The sequence below is a fragment of the Enterococcus massiliensis genome, from assembly GCF_001050095.1.
GTDB classification, from domain to species: Bacteria; Bacillota; Bacilli; order Lactobacillales; family Enterococcaceae; genus Enterococcus_C; species Enterococcus_C songbeiensis.
This window is the reverse complement of record NZ_CVRN01000007.1, coordinates 521567-542042: the sequence shown is the minus strand read 5'-3', so window position 1 is coordinate 542042 and position 20476 is coordinate 521567. Positions and strand designations below refer to the sequence as shown.

Genomic DNA, 20476 nt, shown 5'->3' with positions numbered 1-20476 from the left:
TCAAAATAAATCCAATTGACCTGGATTCAATCCTTGATAGGTCAAATTCATCCGTTCATTTAATTCCATCGCATTTTCTGCCGCATCGCCGCCTGCATTGTTGTTAAAAATCACTACCACATTTTGGGAATCCTCCGCCACTTTTTCAATCGTTGCCTGCAATTCTGCCAATTCAGTCTGTGAGTAATGATACAACGTTCGTTTGCTCTGAGCATCCGGACCTTTCGCCTGCCAGCCAACATCATTTCTTCCATGAAAACGGCAGAGTGTAAATGCAGAATTGGTGACAAAGGCATCCAACGGAACCGTAGTAGACAATTTTTTTGGTTCATCGATCACCGCCAGTGAAAACTGCTGGCTTGACATAAATTGTCGTGTTTTTTCAAGATAGCGGGGCTCATACCAAGAGTAATCCCGAAACTCAATAGCAAGGGACAGGTTTGGAAAGAGTTGCCGTAGCATTCGCAGATGCGCTACACTTTCTTTGGTACATTTAAATGTTGCCGGAAATTGGGCAAGAGCACAAAAAAGACGGTCACTGTCAATCATCGGTGCTAGATTTGTCAAAAATTCCTCTGCCATATCCTGCATCGTTTTTCCTTCCGGCAATTCGTCTTGGCAAGTCAAGCTGCTGGGAAGTTTCATAATAAATTGAAAGTTTTCGGGAATTTGAGTCAACCAATTCTCCACTACTGATTTTTTAGGAACAAAATAATAACTGGTATCTAATTCTACCACTGGTAAATGGCTGGCGTACTCAAACAACGTACTTTTCTTTTTTCCGGTCAAAAATTCGTGTTCATCAAATCGGGTCAAACCAACTCTGATCATCGTTCATTCATCACACCTATTTTTTTTCTTATTAAGATAGTATACAATAATTTTAGGAAAACAGTAAAGATTTGATTGGAGGAACATCACATGACCCGCATACTCATTTTACATACCGGCGGCACCATTGCCATGAAAGAAAATACCTTAACTGGAAAAGTCAGCCCTGATGTTGTCAACCCGTTGATGGATGCCAAAATTGACCTGCCTGACACAGCAGAAGTTATCGTGGAGGATATTTTTAATCTTCCTAGTCCTCACATTCAGCCTAGTCATATGCTGCAACTAAAGGAACGAATCCAGCTTGCTAAACTTGCCGGAATCGATGCTGTGGTGATCACTCATGGAACAGATACTTTAGAAGAAACGGCTTTTTTCTTGGATACTACAATCGGCAATCTGCTGCCGATTGTCGTGACCGGTGCCATGCGCTCCAGCAATGAGTTAGGCAGTGATGGGTTGTACAATTTTGAAAGTGCTGTTCGGGTGGCTCTTGCACCGGAAGCAATCGGCAAAGGGGTTCTAGTCGTGATGAATGATGAAATCCACTCTGCCCGCTACGTGACAAAAACTCATACGACAAACGTGGCAACCTTTCGTACGCCAACGTTGGGACCTATCGGTTTGGTGACCAAAAATCGAATTATTTTTTTACAGGAATTATTACCCACGGTTCATTGGGATGTTGATACCGTGGAGGGCATTATTCCCATCGTCAAAGCCTATGCCGGAATGGACGGGGAATTATTTGAGGCGCTGGCTCAAAATCAAATTGATGGGTTAGTCATCGAGGCCTTGGGTGCTGGCAATCTGCCGCCGCAAACCTTGCCGCCCCTGCAAAAATTATTGGAACAAAACATTCCCATTGTATTAGTTTCCCGCTGTTTCAATGGCATTGCAGAACCTGTTTACGATTATGAAGGCGGAGGGAAAGATCTTCAAGAACGAGGAATTATTTTTTGCAGTGGGATCAATTCACAAAAAGCCCGGCTCAAATTATTGATTGCCAAAAATCGTCAATTGACATCAGAGGCCCTCATTACTTTCATGGCTGATTAATCATCCGCCTTTTTCATAAAACAAAGCACGCTCCCTTGGCAAGGAAAGCGTGCTTTATTTTATTTTTTCCATGTGATGACAGCTTCACAATAGGTTTGTTCTCCCATTCGAATATTGTGTCGGGTTTCTACTTGTCCATCCGCTAATGAAATAACTTCAAAATGACTTTCAATCTCATGGCCATACTCAACTTCTTTATCAAAACGGACATTGACTTCTTGTGGCACATGAGCGCTGAGAAATTCATAGCCTAATACATCGATCATCCAATTAAAATACATCGCATTGTTGACGTGCTGATTGCTGTCGATATCGTAGAAACGAACCCGATAGGTCAAACTTTTTCCCGTTTCAATTGCCGGAATTTTCGGATACCGTTTGATTCGTTTAATTTTTTCACTTTCATAAGGCGCAATGATTTCTTCAGGAACACTGCTCATTTTGCGATTTTCAATATCCATCAAAACGAAAACTGATTCCATTTTCACCAGTTCATTGCCCTCTTGATCCTGCAGCCAAAAATTTCGGTAACAAAAGTACTTGTTGTAGGCGGTGGCTTCTGTCGTGACAAGAATCGTTTCCCCTACGCGAGGCAATCGAGTAATCGTCATCAGGTAATTCGTGATGACCCAAGTCAGCCCGAAAGAACGGACGAACGCCGAATCCCGCTCCAAAAATGCACTTTGCTCTTCGGAAGTCTTGATTGCCACACCGATCATTGCCGGAAAGGTCATGGTTTGGTTCACGTCACATTCATAATAAGCGACTTCATGCTGGTTCGTGTATTTTGCCAAAATTTGCCTCCTAAAATCCAATAGATTTTGCTCTAATACCTTTAAGTATAGCAGAAACTGCAGGAATCGTCCCTGCAAAAAAGAAGAATCAGTTTCCCGATTCTTCTTTTTGCACTTCTTTTGTTATGCTAATGCGCCCATAGGATCCCAAGGTGCTAAAACTTGTGGATCTGCGTCAAAAGCGGCTTGTTGTTCCGGAGTCAGAAAGTCTTTGCGAACAACGATTTGGTAGGTAAATTCATCCATCCACGCATCGCTCATGACAAAGAAGCCGTTGTCACCAACTTTTTCTCCCCAGCTGTTTTCAACTTTCCATTTGGTTGATTGGCCTTCTACCAAATCAACACCCGTCAATACCATCGCATGGGTCATCAAACTTTCGCCAAAATCTAGGCGTTGCGCTTTGGTCATGGTAAAGTCGACATCAAACAACTCATTCATGGAATAAGCATCCAGTGACATGATTCCTGAATCCCGCGTCGAAGATTGACCGACATCACAGCCAAACCAGACAGATTCCCCTTGTTCCAACTGCGCAATCGCTAATTTTTTGAAGGTTGCCATATCCACATTCAAATAACGAACGTCTTTCCCACCCACAACATTTCCTAACATTTCGACCGTGTAAGAACGGTTAAATGGTTTGTCTGCAGTCGGTGCATTGATGATGCTGACATAGTTGTCTAAATCCACATCTACATATTTTTTGTAAAAGGTTTGTGGTGTCAGAGCTTGATCCAGATGGTAATTTTTTTCTTCGTCACGGTATTCAAAATCAAAGCTTTCTGGTGGTGTGCCTAAAGAAATGGCTAGAAAATCATACACATCTTGAAGCATTTTCCCTTTTTCTGCTTGGATTTCTCCCGCTGTTTTTCCATCTGCTACAAGTTGGCGCAATGCGACAGCATCTTTCCGCAATTTTTTATTTAAAAAGGTGTTCAAATCCCGTGAATTTGACGAATTGCTGCTTTCTGGCATTGCCGTTTTAGGAACGACCCCGTATTTTTCAAAAATCGAGACCATCATGTCCCATTGTCCACCGTCTTGTTGAGGGGTTTGCAGCAAGAAGGCAACCTTCCGGCTTGTTACGTCTTCCTTTGCAGTTGCTAAAATATTTTCATAAAAGTAATTGGCTTTTTCGTATTTATCCCAGAAGAAGGTATAATTTTGAGAAAGTTCAAAATCCTTCAATTGGAAAGTGTTCAACATTTTATGACGGAAGGTGTTTAACGCAGCAAACATCCAGCAACGACCGGATTGTTTTTGGTTGGCAACTTTCCCAGTCGCTACATCCACAGAAAAAACCGGAACATTATTGACCTGTGCGCTGACATTTTCCGCAGAAGCCTTGATTCCATTTTTTACCACTGTGCGTTGTAGTGCCAAGTGTTTCTTATTTGCTGCAAAATCTGCAGCAAAGTTTGTAGTCATTTCTTTTGAAATTTCAGACATTTTTTTCATCCTTTCACGTACTAATCTTCCTCATTTTACTCCTCAAAGCCGTGGAAAACAAGATTTGCGGAAATATTCAGAAAATTATTTTCTATTCATGAAAGAAGATCAGCTATCGGGTGCTGTCATAGTCAGCCAATCCACCAACGCATCCAGTTTTGTTTGAAGCCGTTGATACGCCTTCGCCATTTTCCCTGAGGACAAAACAATCGTCAAAAGAACACTTCCAAGAAAAAGTCCGCATAATCCCAGCAATGTCAACTTGGTTTCTTCGATGGCCAACGCGCGCAATCCTTTGATGAAAAAGCCCTGCAAAAGATACACCAGCAACGTATTGGCTCCCCACCTTGTCAAAATGAGCTGTTTGCGGGGAACCAGCGCCAGCACCCCATAGGTTCCGATCAATCCCAACGCCAGCATCAGCATTCGTACCGCACTTCCCAACAAAGGCGAAGCCAAAAATTCTTCGTAAGGTTTCGAACCAAAAACCATGTATTTATTCAAATATTCAATGTTACGGATAAAAAGAAAAATGAAAAACAATCCGGCGATTCCTAAAAGACGATGACTTCCCCGTCTAATGTTATCCACCTGTTCTTTTGTCACATAATGTCCAATCACAAAGAAAGGCAAAAACGCAAAAGTTCGCTGCAACGTCAAATCTCGAGACATGAAAGGCAGATACCCACTTAACAAACTCAAAATAAAGCTGAAGGTGATACCAACTTCCGGTCGGAGATATTGAAAAAGATACAAGGACAACTGCCAGAAAAATAAACTAAGCAGAAACCACAGCGACCATTGGGGAACCAGCAGCTCCCACGAAAATTCCCGCTGTAAACCGATCAGAGAATAATAAGCGGAATAAATCAACTGGAACAAAATATAAGGCAATACCAATTTTTTGAATAATTTTTTGATATTTCCCGGACGATTAAAATTTTTAGTAAAGAAGCCGGCAATCAAAATAAAGGCCGGCATATGAAATGTAAAAATGAAATAATAAAGATCTGTATAAAAAGGATGGTCTTCAATAAATGGCTGCAACAGATGGGTAAAGACCACCAGAATCATCAAAAAAAATTTTGCATTATCAAAATAAGGTTCTCTATTTTGTTTCTTCATGAGGGAAACTCCTTTCGAGCCTTGATGTTTCACTTATTTTCCTAAAAAAAGCTTACTCTCTATTTTAAAATAACATTATTTCCATCCCATTACAGCTACTTAACAAATAGTCATCGATTGCTTTTATGTATCGGTTGTATTAATATATATAATACAAAGAGGTGAAGAATATGTTGTTAGAAATCGATAGTCGCTCCGAGGAACCGATTTATCGGCAAATCAGCGATCAAATCATTTTGGGAATCGCCCGTGGTGATTTACAGGTGAATGAACAGCTCCCCTCCGTTCGTCAATTAGCCGACGAATTAGGTGTCAACATGATGACCATCGCCAAAGCCTACACCTTTTTAAAAGAAGCCGGTTACCTGATTACGGATCGTCGTAAAGGGACCACCGTTCGGCTCCCAGAAAACTATCGGGAAGAGACTCAGCAGGACTATCAAAACCAGTTGGCGGTCCTTTTAGCTCAAGCCGTTTTACATCATCGCTCCGAGAAACAAATTTTAGCAGACGTTCAATATTATCTAAAAGAATTCACCGAAGGAAGGGACTAGCATGCGTATATTTTTAGTCGGCATTTTTATCATTATTCATGTTGTAATGGCACTTTCACTGCGTTTAGCAGGCACACCGCATAATCACGTCTTGTTGGAAAATACCTTAGCACCCCATCACTTAAATGCACCGGAAGTCGTAGCAATCGCGAAGGAGTACAAACTCCGGCTGCTGCAAATTGCCATTGGTCTGAGTATTTTCAGTTTTTTGATGTTACTGCCAAAATACGAAGCCTTCGTAATGACCCTGCTTTGGGTAAATTTGCTGCTACTTTCAGTGTATTATATTTGCGAAATTCTGTACATTCGCAAGCTGCATCGGCTGATCGTTGAAAAAAATTGGCAACTACCTATTGAACCGATTCTTATTGACACCCAGCTCATTCAAACAAAAAATAAAAAACTCGTCTCTTGGCTTTGGTTCCTGCCCTCCCTGGCCCTGTTGATAATTGGCAGTGTACTGACCCTGCAAAAAGATTCTCTCACCACATGGCCTTTATTGTTCAGTACTGCGCTCATTTGGCTGCTATTTATTATTTTCTGGTACTCTCTTTCTCGTTTATCCGTTCGTCCGATGACGAATGACCAAAAAATCAACCGGCAATACAACGATCTGACAAAACATTACTGGTCTCTTTTGACAGTGACCGGTGCTTACATGATTCTTCCGATCCTCTATTTGCCTTTATTCCGTCTGGATATTTCTGGGTGGGCAGGAAAACTGTGGGTCGGTGCTGGGCTTTTTATCTTGATTGCAAGTGCTTTTGCCAGTATCGGCTTTTTACTGCGATTACGTCAAAAACAAGATCAACTGCTAAGTCAGATTCCAGATTACCGCTATATGGGGGAAGATCAGTACTGGCGGTATGGCGTCTACATCAATCCTAATGACACTCGTTTGTTTTTACCGGACCGGATTGGAATGAATATGTCTGTCAATCTTGGCCGTCCTGTTGGTAAACTGATTATGGGAGCGGTTGGACTTTTGCTAGTGGGTGTGATGGTAGCAATCTTATCCACATCTTATCTCTACGACTTTACTGCCGATCCTTTTAAGTTTTCACTAGAAGAAAACCAGGTGGAATTAACTGCTCCTTTAGCCATTTCTTCTACTATTCCAGTAGAGAAAATTGAATCCGTCACATTGATTGACCATATAAACGGAGCGGTCGTTCGTACCAATGGCTATGGCACGGAAAATTATTCAGTGGGACATTTTCAAGTGGATGGCAAATCGGCGAATTTCTATCTCTCCATGCAATCTAAGCCCATTCTACTAATCAAAACCAAAAAAACCGATTATTATTACACCAACAAGAATCCCGAATTGACCAAAGAAGCTTACGAAAAACTACGATAAAAGCACTCCTCTCAAAAAAAGAAAGAGCCTTCTGGTGAGCAGAAACTTGCTACAGCGACAATAAATAGGAGACGCCAAAAAACGGCGTCTCCTATTTATTATTTAACTCCGGCAGTAGGACTCGAACCTACGACATCATGATTAACAGTCATGCGCTACTACCAACTGAGCTATGCCGGAAGAATGTACCCATATAATACCAACTCTTTAATTTTTTGGCAATCGTTTTCCATTTCGTTTGATGATTTTTTTGTTTCCTTCAAAAAATTGATTCTTCTCACCAATTTTCCATTGACAAACGGAACAGTATCAAGTATTCTATATCTTGTGTTAAATAACAGGCCGCTTTAGCTCAGCTGGTAGAGCGCATCCATGGTAAGGATGAGGTCGTCGGTTCAAGCCCGACAAGTGGCTTAAAAATTTCTTTGAAAAAACGCTGAACCTGACCACGGTTTCAGCGTTTTTTCGTACATAAAATTCAAACGAAAGAAGGATTTCTTATATTTATTCGTCCTAGTATCCCAACAGATAAGCCACTGCTACAAAAAATTTTTTACGACAGTCGAAAAGCGGCCTTTTTTTGGGAAGACTCCGCCAAGTACCAATTAACGGATTTCGACCAAAGCACACAAGAAGAACTAGTACTTGTCGCCCAAGACCAGGAAAAAATCTGCGGCTTTATTTCCCTCTACCTTCCAGAAAATTTTATCCACAATTTTTTTGTCGCACCTGAAGCAACCGGTCAGCATATTGGCAAACAATTATTGACAGCCGGACTTGCTCGGCTTGAGCGACCGGCTCGATTAAAATGTGTTTCCAAAAATCAATTGGCTTTAGCTTTCTATTTGAAAAATGGTTGGGAAAAAGAATGGGAGACCATCGCCCCAGAGAATTATTGGAATTTAATTTACACCAAAGAAAAATAATCTGCCAATGCTTGTGGCGTAGCAAATAATTTTTCTGCTCCTGCTGCCGCTAATTCCTCTTGACTGCCAAAACCATACAAAACGCCAGCGGTCGCCAATCCGTTTGCCTTTCCTCCCAGAATATCATGTTTACGGTCGCCAATCATCACGGCGGCTTCTTTGTCGATTGCCACCGTCTCCAGCGCATACGCTAACACATCTGCCTTAGCCGCTCGTTTCCCTTCCATATCTGCACCATAAATGCCTGTAAAATACTTTTCAAATCCCAGCACTGCTAAAATTTCTTCCGCAAAGTGCTCCGGTTTGGAGGTAGCAAGATACAGTGTTTTTGTTTCCGACAACTTAGCCAAAGCTTCTGGAATCCCCTCGTAAACCACGATTTGCTTGATACCCTCTTTTGCATAGTTTTCCCGATAATACCTGACTGCTAGTTCCAATTGTTTATCCGACAATCCAATCTTTTTAAAAGAATCCGCTAAGGGCGGTCCGATAAATGACCGCAGTTGTTCCTCCTCTAAAGTTGGTCCGTTGATTTTAGCCAATGAATAGCGAATGGAGGAAAAAATTCCCTGACTCGAATCAATCAAGGTGCCATCCAAATCAAAAAATAAACATTCTTTCACGCATTTCTCTCCTTTTTATTTCTTCCAAATTTATTTTCAATTCCTACTATACACTAAAATCTACAAAACAAAATAATTGCGGAAAAAAATGAAATCCGATATACTTACTTTTAGTAAGAAATATAAAAGTGAAATTTATTGGAGGCCAAATTTATGGATACACAAATTAGAGGATTACACCACGTTACCGCAATGACATCAAGTGCAGAAAAAATCTATCGTTTCTTCACGGATCTTTTAGGCTTACGTTTAATCAAAAAAACCGTCAACCAAGACGATATTGAAACTTACCATTTATACTTTACCGATGATTTAGGTTCAGCCGGTACCGATATGACCTTTTTCGACTTTCCTGGCATTCCTAAAGGGACAAAGGGAACAAATTCGATTTCCCGTAACTCTTTCCGCGTAAAAAACGATGCTGCACTAGATTATTGGGTGGATCGTTTTAATCAAAATAATGTCGATCACGGTGAAATTCAAGAACGTTTCGGCAAAAAATATCTGGAATTTGAAGATTTTGACAACCAACGCTACCAATTGATTTCTGACGAAAAAAATCAAGGTGTTGCTGCCGGTACTCCTTGGAAAAATTCCAATGTTCCTGCCGAATCAGCAATCATTGGCTTAGGCCCAGCTTTTGTTACCGTTCAAAACTTTGAACACATGCAACTTGTTTTGGTCAATGTACTAGGCTTCAAATTAGTTGACGCAGAAGGCAGCTTCCATCTTTTTGAAATCGGTGAAGGCGGAAACGGCGCAAGCATCATCGTTGAACATCGGACAGATTTGCCGCTTGCCGGTGAAGGCTTTGGAAATGTCCACCACTTGGCTTTACGGGTAGCTGATAAAGAAGCCCTTGAATGGTGGATTGATCGCATCAACCAGCTTGAATTCCCTAATTCCGGCTACACAGAGCGTTTCTACTTTGCTTCTGAATACTTTATGGCAGCACCGCAAGTTTTATTTGAATTAGCAACAGATGGTCCCGGTTTCCTAGAAGACGAAACCTATGAAGCTGCCGGAGAAATTTTATCCTTGCCAACATTCTTAGAACCAAAACGCAAAGAAATCGAGGATTACGTTCGCCCATTCGACACTTCAGATGCAAATAAAAAACGTCAATAATCATTTTTCTAAGCACCTACAAAAATAAAAAAACTGGGCATCCATTTGTGATTCCCAGTTTTTCTCTTACTAAAACGGAGGATTTCATGCTACATTACCAAGCAAACCAACTTACCCAAAAACAAAATTATAAATTCTTGACCGGAACAGTAGCCCCACGCCCAATCGCCTGGATTACTACAAAAAACAACCAGACGGATGTAATCAATGCTGCACCCTTCAGCTACTTTACAGTTGTTGCCAGCAAACACCCCCTTGTCTCCCTCTCCATCAATCGTAAAGAGGGGAAAACCAAAGATACTGCCAATAATCTTTTGGAAAATGGTGAAGGGGTCATTCATTTAGTTACCCCTTCCGTTCTTCATGATATGAACCAAACCGCCGCAACGCTTGCTCCGGCAGAAAGCGAACTGGCTCTGATTGACCAAACACTCGTGGATAGCCAGCAGGTAGCTGTTCCCGGATTTGAAGAACCATTGATTCGAATGGAAGTAAAACTGCATCAATACGTTCCTATTATTGTTGACGAAACTACCATCAGTGACCTTTTTATTCTTGAAGTGACAGACTACTACTTCAATGAAACAATTTTCGATGAGGAAAAAGAATATATTTTAACAGAAAAATTACAGCCAATTTCTCGGCTCGCCGGCAATTTCTATGGCCATCTTGGAAAAACAGAAGAAATTTCTCGTCCACAATAAAAAGAACAGGGGAGCGAAACTTGCCTCTCTGTTCTTTCTTTTTATTTTCCACTTATTTCCGCAAATCAACGATTGGTACAAAGTTATCCAGGACACCACCAGGGCTTCCCAATTTCAAGACTTGTAATCGCTGATCCACAGTAAAAATCATTTCTTCTGCCATGTATAGCTTTGAATATTCCTTGATGTAGATCTTCCCGATTTCACTAGCTATTGCTGCCTCGTAATCACTCAAATCTTGTTCTTCTGATAGGACCAATAAGCGAAAACTGGTATCTAATGAGCAAACACCCATCTTAGAATACTTTCCAACGCCGTCATCCAGATCCAATACAATGACTGCTTTTTCTGAAAGAAATGGCGCCAACTTTTCTTTTGCCTCTTTGCTGAATTGAATATTCATCAAATTACCTCCCTACAACAATCTTGTTGGACTGATCGTAACACAGACCAGCTTTTTTCTACCAACAATCTGTTTGAAGATTCTTCAGAGCACAAAAAAAAAGAGATAGCCTGTGCTATCTCGAAATTACTCCGGCAGTAGGACTCGAACCTACGACATCATGATTAACAGTCATGCGCTACTACCAACTGAGCTATGCCGGAATAAACCAGCGTGGCGACGTCCTACTCTCACAAGGGGCAACCCCTCACTACAATCGGCGCTAAGAAGCTTAACTTCTGTGTTCGGCATGGTTACAGGTGTATCCTTCCTGCTATCGCCACCACACTATTTTTTTCTGAGTAAGTCTTGCTCACTCAAAACTGGATTTGAAGTAATTCCTCAAAACTCTTCCGAGTTTCTTTTGGTTAAGTCCTCGATCGATTAGTATCAGTCCGCTCCAACCATCACTGGTCTTCCACTTCTGACCTATCTACCTGATCTTCTCTCAGGGATCTTACTTTCTTTTAGAAATGGGAAATCTCATCTTGAGGTGGGCTTCACACTTAGATGCTTTCAGCGTTTATCCCTTCCCTACATAGCTACCCAGCGATGCCTCTGGCGAGACAACTGGTACACCAGCGGTAAGTCCATCCCGGTCCTCTCGTACTAAGGACAGCTCCTCTCAAATTTCCAACGCCCGCGACGGATAGGGACCGAACTGTCTCACGACGTTCTGAACCCAGCTCGCGTGCCGCTTTAATGGGCGAACAGCCCAACCCTTGGGACCGACTACAGCCCCAGGATGCGACGAGCCGACATCGAGGTGCCAAACCTCCCCGTCGATGTGGACTCTTGGGGGAGATAAGCCTGTTATCCCCAGGGTAGCTTTTATCCGTTGAGCGATGGCCCTTCCATGCGGAACCACCGGATCACTAAGCCCGACTTTCGTCCCTGCTCGACTTGTAAGTCTCGCAGTCAAGCTCCCTTCTGCCTTTACACTCTGCGAATGATTTCCAACCATTCTGAGGGAACCTTTGGGCGCCTCCGTTACTCTTTAGGAGGCGACCGCCCCAGTCAAACTGCCCATCTGACACTGTCTCCCACCACGCTTAGTGGTGCGGGTTAGAGTGGCCATAACGCAGGGGTAGTATCCCACCAGCGCCTCCATCGAAACTAGCGTTCCGACTTCTACGGCTCCTACCTATCCTGTACATGCGGTACAGACACTCAATATCAAACTACAGTAAAGCTCCATGGGGTCTTTCCGTCCTGTCGCGGGTAACCTGCATCTTCACAGGTACTAAAATTTCACCGAGTCTCTCGTTGAGACAGTGCCCAAATCGTTACGCCTTTCGTGCGGGTCGGAACTTACCCGACAAGGAATTTCGCTACCTTAGGACCGTTATAGTTACGGCCGCCGTTTACTGGGGCTTCAATTCGTACCTTCGCTTACGCTAAGCACTCCTCTTAACCTTCCAGCACCGGGCAGGCGTCAGCCCCTATACGTCATCTTTCGATTTTGCAGAGACCTGTGTTTTTGATAAACAGTCGCTTGGGCCTATTCACTGCGGCTGCTCGTTAGAGCAGCACCCCTTCTCCCGAAGTTACGGGGTCATTTTGCCGAGTTCCTTAACGAGAGTTCTCTCGCTCACCTTAGGATTCTCTCCTCGACTACCTGTGTCGGTTTGCGGTACGGGCCGTTCAATTCTCACTAGAAGCTTTTCTTGGCAGTGTGACATCAGAAGCTTCGGTACTTAAATTTCCCTCCTCATCACAGCTTGTCCTTAACAAGAGTAAGCATTTCACTCACCCTCAGACTCACTGCTTGAACAGACATATCCATCAGTCTGCACTTCTTAGCCTCCTGCGTCCCTCCATTGCTCAAACAAATTCAACGGGTACAGGAATATCAACCTGTTGTCCATCGCCTACGCCTTTCGGCCTCGGCTTAGGTCCCGACTAACCCTGGGCGGACGAGCCTTCCCCAGGAAACCTTAGTCATTCGGTGGACAGGATTCTCACCTGTCTTTCGCTACTCATACCGGCATTCTCACTTCTAAGCGCTCCAGCAGTCCTCACGATCTGCCTTCAACGCCCTTAGAACGCTCTCCTACCATTGTACCTATTGGTACAATCCACAGCTTCGGTAGTATGTTTAGCCCCGGTACATTTTCGGCGCAGGGTCACTCGACTAGTGAGCTATTACGCACTCTTTAAATGGTGGCTGCTTCTGAGCCAACATCCTAGTTGTCTGTGCAACCCCACATCCTTTTCCACTTAACATACATTTTGGGACCTTAGCTGGTGGTCTGGGCTGTTTCCCTTTCGACTATGGATCTTATCACTCACAGTCTGACTCCCGGATATGAATGTATGGCATTCGGAGTTTATCTGAATTCGGTAACCCGAGATGGGCCCCTAGTCCAAACAGTGCTCTACCTCCATCATTCTTACTTTCCGAGGCTAGCCCTAAAGCTATTTCGGAGAGAACCAGCTATCTCCAAGTTCGTTTGGAATTTCTCCGCTACCCACACCTCATCCCCGCACTTTTCAACGTACGTGGGTTCGGTCCTCCAGTGCGTTTTACCGCACCTTCAACCTGGACATGGGTAGATCACATGGTTTCGGGTCTACGACTACATACTCATTCGCCCTATTCAGACTCGCTTTCGCTGCGGCTCCGTTTCTTCCACTTAACCTCGCATGCAATCGTAACTCGCCGGTTCATTCTACAAAAGGCACGCTATCACCCATTAACGGGCTCTAACTTGTTGTAGGCACACGGTTTCAGGTTCTATTTCACTCCCCTTCCGGGGTGCTTTTCACCTTTCCCTCACGGTACTGGTTCACTATCGGTCACTAGGGAGTATTTAGCCTTGGGAGATGGTCCTCCCGGATTCCGACGGAATTCCTCGTGTTCCGCCGTACTCAGGATCCTCCTAGGTGCTGTCCAAATTTCGTCTACGGGGTTTTTACCCTCTTTGACGGACTTTTCCAAGTCCTTCGACTATCTGAACGAACTACCAGATCGGAGTCCTACAACCCCAAGATGCAAGCATCTTGGTTTGGGCTTTTCCCGTTTCGCTCGCCGCTACTCAGGGAATCGAATTTTCTTTCTCTTCCTGCAGGTACTTAGATGTTTCAGTTCTCTGCGTCTACCTCGATTAGGCTATGTATTCACCTAATCGTAACATCCTATCAAAGATGCTGGGTTTCCCCATTCGGAAATCTCTGGATCATAGCTTACTTACAGCTCCCCAAAGCATATCGGAGTTAGTCCCGTCCTTCATCGGCTCCTAGTGCCAAGGCATCCACCGTGCGCCCTTATTCACTTAACCTTACAACCTTACGGTTGGGTTTTGAGTCGTTTCTCTAGCGATAGAGGCGTCCTCAAGATAAAGCTTTGAAAAAACTTTCTTAAAAAACTCTTTTCAACGCGGTGTTCTCGGTTTGTTTTGATTCTTTACTTCAATTATCCAGTTTTCAATGAGCAAAATTCTTTTGTTTGAGAGTGTAAACCTCTCAAAACTGAACAAAGGCAAACGAATGTGTAAGTCTTCCGAATATTTTCCTTAGAAAGGAGGTGATCCAGCCGCACCTTCCGATACGGCTACCTTGTTACGACTTCACCCCAATCATCTATCCCACCTTAGGCGGCTGGCTCCAAAAAGGTTACCTCACCGACTTCGGGTGTTACAAACTCTCGTGGTGTGACGGGCGGTGTGTACAAGGNGTAAACCTCTCAAAACTGAACAAAGGCAAACGAATGTGTAAGTCTTCCGAATATTTTCCTTAGAAAGGAGGTGATCCAGCCGCACCTTCCGATACGGCTACCTTGTTACGACTTCACCCCAATCATCTATCCCACCTTAGGCGGCTGGCTCCAAAAAGGTTACCTCACCGACTTCGGGTGTTACAAACTCTCGTGGTGTGACGGGCGGTGTGTACAAGGCCCGGGAACGTATTCACCGCGGCGTGCTGATCCGCGATTACTAGCGATTCCGGCTTCATGTAGGCGAGTTGCAGCCTACAATCCGAACTGAGAGAAGCTTTAAGAGATTAGCTTAGCCTCGCGACTTCGCAACTCGTTGTACTTCCCATTGTAGCACGTGTGTAGCCCAGGTCATAAGGGGCATGATGATTTGACGTCATCCCCACCTTCCTCCGGTTTGTCACCGGCAGTCTCGCTAGAGTGCCCAACTAAATGATGGCAACTAACAATAAGGGTTGCGCTCGTTGCGGGACTTAACCCAACATCTCACGACACGAGCTGACGACAACCATGCACCACCTGTCACTTTGTCCCCGAAGGGAAAGCTCTATCTCTAGAGTGGTCAAAGGATGTCAAGACCTGGTAAGGTTCTTCGCGTTGCTTCGAATTAAACCACATGCTCCACCGCTTGTGCGGGCCCCCGTCAATTCCTTTGAGTTTCAACCTTGCGGTCGTACTCCCCAGGCGGAGTGCTTAATGCGTTAGCTGCAGCACTGAAGGGCGGAAACCCTCCAACACTTAGCACTCATCGTTTACGGCGTGGACTACCAGGGTATCTAATCCTGTTTGCTCCCCACGCTTTCGAGCCTCAGCGTCAGTTACAGACCAGAGAGCCGCCTTCGCCACTGGTGTTCCTCCATATATCTACGCATTTCACCGCTACACATGGAATTCCACTCTCCTCTTCTGCACTCAAGTCTCCCAGTTTCCAATGACCCTCCCCGGTTAAGCCGGGGGCTTTCACATCAGACTTAAGAAACCGCCTGCGCTCGCTTTACGCCCAATAAATCCGGACAACGCTTGCCACCTACGTATTACCGCGGCTGCTGGCACGTAGTTAGCCGTGGCTTTCTGGTTAGATACCGTCAAGGGATGAACATTCTCTTCTCATCCTTGTTCTTCTCTAACAACAGAGTTTTACGATCCGAAAACCTTCTTCACTCACGCGGCGTTGCTCGGTCAGACTTTCGTCCATTGCCGAAGATTCCCTACTGCTGCCTCCCGTAGGAGTCTGGGCCGTGTCTCAGTCCCAGTGTGGCCGATCACCCTCTCAGGTCGGCTATGCATCGTGGCCTTGGTGAGCCGTTACCTCACCAACTAGCTAATGCACCGCGGGTCCATCCATCAGTGACGCAAAAGCGCCTTTCAACGAAAGACCATGTGATCCTTCGTATTATGCAGTATTAGCACCTGTTTCCAAGTGTTATCCTCCGCTGATGGGCAGGTTACCCACGTGTTACTCACCCGTTCGCCACTCTTTTTCTTTCGGTGAGATAAATCTCGGTGAAAGAAAAAGCGTTCGACTTGCATGTATTAGGCACGCCGCCAGCGTTCGTCCTGAGCCAGGATCAAACTCTCATAATAAAGTTTAAACACGATCTTGCGATCGTTAAGCTCATTTGTTTTGCTAGCTTATTGCTTGCATGTTTCTGTTGCTTCTACTAAAAGAAGCACCTTACACATTTTGGTTCGTTTGCTTGCTTTGTTCAGTTTTCAAAGGTCTACTGCGTTGTTTCAGCAACTTTTAAATCATATCAGATTGACAAGTGATTGTCAACTAAAAGTTTGAAGTTTTTTTCGTTTGAACAAAGTGTTTAAAACGAATTTTCTTCAGCTGCTTAACAGCGACTTTGTTATTTTAGCAATCTGTTTGCCGTCTGTCAATCACTTTTTTAAGTTTTTTCCAAACTTTTTTAATTGCTGTTCTCAAGCGTTGTTTCTCTCTTGCGAACATGTAATAATATACCAAGCATTCGCTTCTAAGTCAACCAAAAGATTGTTGTTCTATCAACATTTTTAAGAATCCGTTTGTAATAGAAAATAATGGTTTTTTTATTCGTTTTATTCTTTTTTATTCCGATGATTTTGTTGTTTTCAAAATAAACGTTCGTGTTTTTTCTATATGGAAGAATCATTCGCTGTTTATAAATCGGAAGTATCGCATCAAAAATGGCTTTAAGTGTCTACTTTTGCTTTTTTTTGATACTATTAAGCTGTGAAGAAGGAAAAGTTGACATTATATAGTAGGAGGAATTTATTTATGAAAATATTAGTTGCTGATGATGACAAGGAAATTGTTGAACTACTGAGCATTTATATCCACAACGAGGGCTATGAAGTGGTAAAAGCTTATGATGGCAAAGAGGCTCTTTCGAAGATTCGCACGACGCCGGATATTGAATTACTGATTTTAGATATTATGATGCCGGAAAAAGATGGGATGCAAGTAGTGAAGGAACTACGGAAAGAGTCGCAGATTCCAATTATTATGTTGACTGCCAAAACTACTGACATGGATAAAATCAAAGGCTTGGTGGCTGGAGCAGATGATTATGTGACGAAGCCCTTCAATCCTTTAGAGGTAATGGCCAGAGTCAAATCTTTGTTGCGCCGAACCAGCATGCAGGTCAAACCAGAACAACCAGATGTATTGGAGGTCAGCTCCCTGATTATCAACAAAGATTCCCACGAAGTCAAAACGGTGGAGGGTAAAGAGATCCAACTGACAGCGTTGGAGTTTGGCATTTTGTATCTCCTAGCCTCTCATCCTAATCGGGTCTTTAGTGCCGACGAAATTTTTGAACGGGTTTGGAAACAAGAAAGTGTGGTTTCTGCCAAAACCGTCATGGTACACGTCAGTCATTTGCGAGATAAAATCGAGGAAGCGACGGATGGCGAAAAGGTCATTCAAACTGTGTGGGGGGTCGGCTACAAGATAGATGCAAAATAAAACCGAAAAAAAGAAACATATCACGTTGACCTCAAAGGAAATCAGCGAGTTATTTGCAGAAGGAATCGTAACGATTATTTTATTGTTACTATTAAATGTCGCCGTTTTGGTGGTACTCTCTTCTGTCATCAACAGCTCCCCTTCATTGACAGATGCTATTTGGGATTCAAAAAATATTTTTGCCAGCCGCTTGGATTCTGACATTTTTTGGAATGGCCGCAATTTTATTTTGCCGCTTTTTCTGATTCTTGATGTGGCGGTTTTGTATTGGCGATTGATTCGCCGGTATCGGCAAATGCAGCTGCGGCATATTATCAGCGAGCTGCACTACATCGCTAACGGCAATTACGATCACCGCATTCCCTTTGAACTACGGGGAGACTTGAATCGGGTTGTTTCCAGTATCAATGGGCTGGTAGACAGTACGGTGGCTGCAATCGAAGATGAGCGGCGAATCGAAAAATCTAAGGATGAGTTGATTACAAATGTCAGTCATGATATTCGTACCCCTTTGACTTCGATCATCGGATATTTGGGGCTGATCGAGGATCGGCAGTATCATTCAGAAGAAGATTTGCTGAAATATACCCACACCGCTTACGTCAAAGCCAAGCAAATGAAGTCGCTGGTGGAGGATCTTTTTGAATACACGAAGGTTCGGCAACCAAGTGTCCCTATCAACATGACCAGTTTTGATATGGTTCAACTGGTGGAACAACTTGCTGTGGATTTTGAACTGGAAGCCAGTAAAAAAGGTGTGCAGATTCAGACGGTGGCTGATGCTCCGCAATTGATCATGGATGGTGATACGGAAAAACTGGTGCGGGTCTTTAACAATTTACTGACCAATGCCCTGAAATACGGCAAAGGTGCCACACAAATCATCATTGAAGTGGAAAAAGCCGGAACAGAAGCTGTGCTGGTGGTTAAAAACAATGGGGAAATGATTCCGAAATATGCGCTGGATTCGTTGTTTGACCGATTCTATCGGGTGGAGGAATCCCGCAATCAGGAAACTGGCGGCACCGGTTTAGGGCTGGCGATCTCCCAAAGTATTGTCGCCTTGCACGGCGGCTATATCTATGCAAAATCTACGCCCCAGTGGACTTCCTTTATCATCCATCTACCTATCAAGCGCAATAGCGCAATGGCAAAAAAGGAATAGTTGACGAAGGAGATTTTTTTCGTTATTCTTAGTACAAACAAAAGAGCTAAAATACAGAGAACCTAGTACAAATCTTCTTTTTTTCAGAGAGCTGATGGGTAGTGCAAATCAGTAAGGGGCGATTTGGAATCCACTTCTCAATGGGTCTTTCGAAAGAAGGAACGTTTGACTTATGTTACAAGTCTTCAAGGGCAACAGAAATGTTGAACTTGGGTGGCAACGCGATCGTTACTTCGTCCCAAGCATAGCTTTGGGGCGGAGTTTTTTTTATTTATAATTTATAGGGGGAACGAAAATGTTAGATGTAAAAATGATTCGGCAAAATTTTGAAGAGGTAAAAACGAAATTAAGTACACGAGGCGTACCGGCAGAAATTTTGACCCGCTTTTTGACATTGGATGAAAAACGCCGTCAATTGCTGGTTCAATCGGAAGATTTAAAAAAATACCGCAATGACGTTTCTGCAGAAATCGCACAATTGAAACGGACGAAGCAAGATGCAGCAGATAAAATCACTGAAATGAAGGAAGTCGGGACGAAAATCAAAGCCTTCGACGAGGAAATCGCCGCAATTGATGAAGAACTGCGAACGATCACGACCACTTTGCCAAATTTGCCGGCTGATTCTGTACCTGTTGGGGCAGACGAAGAGGACAACGTGGAAGTCCGCCGCTGGGAAACACCCCGAACCTTTGATTTTGAACCAAAACCACACTGGGATATCGCAGAAAAATTAGGTATTCTCGATTTTGAACGGGGAGCAAAGGTTTCCGGCAGTCGTTTCGTTTATTACCGCGGTCTTGGTGCACGTCTAGAACGTGCTTTATACAACTTTATGCTGGATCAACACATCTACGAACACGGCTACACTGAAATGATGACACCATACATCGTTAACAGCAATGCTATGTTTGGGACAGGACAATTTCCAAAATTCAAAGAAGATGTCTTTCAATTAGAAAATTCAGATTTGACATTGATCCCTACGGCGGAAGTTCCTTTGACAAACTTTTACAACGGTGAAATTTTAGATGGCAAAGAGCTGCCAATCTCTGTGACCGCCTTGAGCCCTTCTTTCCGTTCAGAAGCCGGTAGTGCCGGTCGGGATACCCGTGGTCTGATTCGTTTGCATCAATTCAACAAAGTAGAAATGGTCAAATTCAGTGATGAAGACCATTCTTATGAAGAATTAGAAAAAATGACCAACAATGCTGAAGACATTTTGCAAAAATTACATTTGCCTTATCGGGTTGTCGCTCTTTCAACCGGAGACATGGGCTTTTCTGCCGCAAAAACCTACGATCTTGAAGTCTGGATTCCTGCGCAAGACACCTATCGGGAAATCAGCTCTTGTTCTAACTGTGAAGACTTCCAAGCACGACGCGCCATGATCCGTTACCGGGATGCTGATGGAAAAATTCATTACGCCCATACCTTGAATGGCTCTGGATTAGCCGTTGGTCGGACAGTGGCAGCTGTGTTGGAAAACTACCAAAATGCAGATGGCAGCGTCACGGTACCGGATGTTTTAGTTCCTTACATGGGCGGCGTCACGGTCATCAAATAATAACGATCGTTAATTTAATTTTTTGTTTGTCTCTTGGGCTTGAAGGAATGTTACAAAGATGTTACAATGCCGTTACAGTTA

At 43.6% G+C, this 20476-nt stretch carries 15 protein-coding genes, 3 tRNA genes, 3 rRNA genes and 1 other annotated feature; of the genes, 10 read left to right on the top strand and 11 right to left on the bottom strand.

The genetic code is table 11. The annotated features are described in order from the left end of the window. On the bottom strand, nt 1-831 hold the full coding sequence (locus BN1875_RS09865; protein ID WP_048604674.1) for a DUF72 domain-containing protein: 831 nt from the start codon (nt 829-831) through the stop codon (nt 1-3). 90 nt (nt 832-921) lie between these two features. Here BN1875_RS09865 and BN1875_RS09860 point away from each other — a divergent pair, with 90 nt between their 5' ends. After that, nucleotides 922-1890 carry an asparaginase gene (locus BN1875_RS09860; RefSeq protein ID WP_048604673.1) on the top strand — a complete coding sequence of 323 codons (969 nt, stop codon included), beginning with the start codon at nt 922-924 and terminating at the stop codon, nt 1888-1890. Between the two features lie 59 nt (nt 1891-1949). Here BN1875_RS09860 and BN1875_RS09855 read toward each other — a convergent pair whose 3' ends face one another. The 3 genes from BN1875_RS09855 to BN1875_RS09845 form a co-directional block, all read right to left on the bottom strand. Continuing rightward, nucleotides 1950-2687: an acyl-ACP thioesterase domain-containing protein gene (locus tag BN1875_RS09855; RefSeq protein WP_048605320.1), complete on the bottom strand. Its 738-nt coding sequence runs from the start codon at nt 2685-2687 to the stop codon at nt 1950-1952. Between the two features lie 120 nt (nt 2688-2807). Further along, nucleotides 2808-4136 (bottom strand): C1 family peptidase, encoded by a 1329-nt coding sequence (locus BN1875_RS09850; RefSeq protein ID WP_048605319.1) that lies wholly within the window; start codon nt 4134-4136, stop codon nt 2808-2810. Nucleotides 4137-4244: 108 nt separating this feature from the next. Next, a complete protein-coding gene (locus BN1875_RS09845) occupies nt 4245-5261 on the bottom strand; it encodes an acyltransferase family protein (RefSeq protein WP_048604672.1) in 1017 nt (338 codons plus the stop codon). Nucleotides 5262-5431: 170 nt separating this feature from the next. Here BN1875_RS09845 and BN1875_RS09840 point away from each other — a divergent pair, with 170 nt between their 5' ends. Together BN1875_RS09840 and BN1875_RS09835 are read left to right on the top strand one after the other, a co-directional pair. Continuing rightward, a complete protein-coding gene (locus BN1875_RS09840; RefSeq protein ID WP_048604671.1) occupies nt 5432-5815 on the top strand; it encodes a GntR family transcriptional regulator in 384 nt (127 codons plus the stop codon). 1 nt (nt 5816) lies between these two features. Continuing rightward, entirely contained in the window at nt 5817-7175 is a 1359-nt protein-coding gene (locus tag BN1875_RS09835; RefSeq protein ID WP_048604670.1) for a PH domain-containing protein, read from the top strand. A gap of 106 nt (nt 7176-7281) precedes the next feature. Here the strand turns inward: BN1875_RS09835 and BN1875_RS09830 are convergent. Continuing rightward, nucleotides 7282-7355 (bottom strand) — tRNA-Asn (locus BN1875_RS09830). 161 nt (nt 7356-7516) lie between these two features. On the opposite strand from BN1875_RS09830, the gene BN1875_RS09825 reads away from it, so the two are divergent. Further along, nucleotides 7517-7589: transfer RNA gene (locus BN1875_RS09825), tRNA-Thr, on the top strand. Nucleotides 7590-7651: 62 nt separating this feature from the next. After that, nucleotides 7652-8101, top strand: coding sequence for a GNAT family N-acetyltransferase (locus tag BN1875_RS09820; protein WP_315968932.1), 450 nt, complete (start codon nt 7652-7654; stop codon nt 8099-8101). On the opposite strand, the gene BN1875_RS09815 is transcribed toward BN1875_RS09820, so the two are convergent. Further along, complete coding sequence (locus BN1875_RS09815) at nt 8083-8724, bottom strand: HAD hydrolase-like protein (protein ID WP_048604668.1); 642 nt, start codon at nt 8722-8724, stop codon at nt 8083-8085. The two genes, BN1875_RS09820 and BN1875_RS09815, sit on opposite strands and share 19 nt — an antisense overlap. A 153-nt stretch (nt 8725-8877) precedes the next feature. Here BN1875_RS09815 and BN1875_RS09810 point away from each other — a divergent pair, with 153 nt between their 5' ends. Then, nucleotides 8878-9852 (top strand): ring-cleaving dioxygenase, encoded by a 975-nt coding sequence (locus tag BN1875_RS09810; protein ID WP_048604667.1) that lies wholly within the window; start codon nt 8878-8880, stop codon nt 9850-9852. Between the two features lie 86 nt (nt 9853-9938). Then, on the top strand, nt 9939-10556 hold the full coding sequence (locus tag BN1875_RS09805; RefSeq protein WP_048604666.1) for a flavin reductase family protein: 618 nt from the start codon (nt 9939-9941) through the stop codon (nt 10554-10556). A gap of 52 nt (nt 10557-10608) precedes the next feature. On the opposite strand, the gene BN1875_RS09800 is transcribed toward BN1875_RS09805, so the two are convergent. The 5 genes from BN1875_RS09800 to BN1875_RS09780 form a co-directional block, all read right to left on the bottom strand. Further along, nucleotides 10609-10959 (bottom strand): iron-sulfur cluster biosynthesis family protein, encoded by a 351-nt coding sequence (locus BN1875_RS09800; RefSeq protein WP_048604665.1) that lies wholly within the window; start codon nt 10957-10959, stop codon nt 10609-10611. Nucleotides 10960-11088: 129 nt separating this feature from the next. Further along, nucleotides 11089-11162, bottom strand: a tRNA-Asn gene (locus BN1875_RS09795). Nucleotides 11163-11170: 8 nt separating this feature from the next. After that, a 5S ribosomal RNA gene (gene rrf, locus BN1875_RS09790) occupies nt 11171-11286 on the bottom strand. 76 nt (nt 11287-11362) lie between these two features. Beyond that, nucleotides 11363-14279: ribosomal RNA gene (locus BN1875_RS09785) — 23S ribosomal RNA — on the bottom strand. A 458-nt stretch (nt 14280-14737) separates the two neighbouring features. Next, nucleotides 14738-16297, bottom strand: a 16S ribosomal RNA gene (locus tag BN1875_RS09780). The 16S, 23S and 5S rRNA genes sit together here with 1 tRNA gene alongside, the layout of an rRNA operon. A 676-nt stretch (nt 16298-16973) precedes the next feature. Between BN1875_RS09780 and BN1875_RS09775 the strand changes: the two genes are divergently transcribed. The 3 genes from BN1875_RS09775 to serS all read left to right on the top strand — a co-directional run bounded on the left by BN1875_RS09775 (nt 16974) and on the right by serS (nt 20395). Beyond that, a complete protein-coding gene (locus BN1875_RS09775) occupies nt 16974-17663 on the top strand; it encodes a response regulator transcription factor CroR (RefSeq protein WP_048604664.1) in 690 nt (229 codons plus the stop codon). After that, nucleotides 17653-18828 carry a sensor histidine kinase gene (locus BN1875_RS09770; RefSeq protein ID WP_048604663.1) on the top strand — a complete coding sequence of 392 codons (1176 nt, stop codon included), beginning with the start codon at nt 17653-17655 and terminating at the stop codon, nt 18826-18828. Before BN1875_RS09775 ends, BN1875_RS09770 begins: the two co-directional genes overlap by 11 nt. 48 nt (nt 18829-18876) lie before the next feature. After that, nucleotides 18877-19072 (top strand) — a binding site (T-box leader). Nucleotides 19073-19123: 51 nt separating this feature from the next. Beyond that, entirely contained in the window at nt 19124-20395 is a 1272-nt protein-coding gene (gene serS, locus BN1875_RS09765) for a serine--tRNA ligase (protein ID WP_048604662.1), read from the top strand. The last annotated feature ends 81 nt before the right edge of the window (nt 20396-20476 follow it).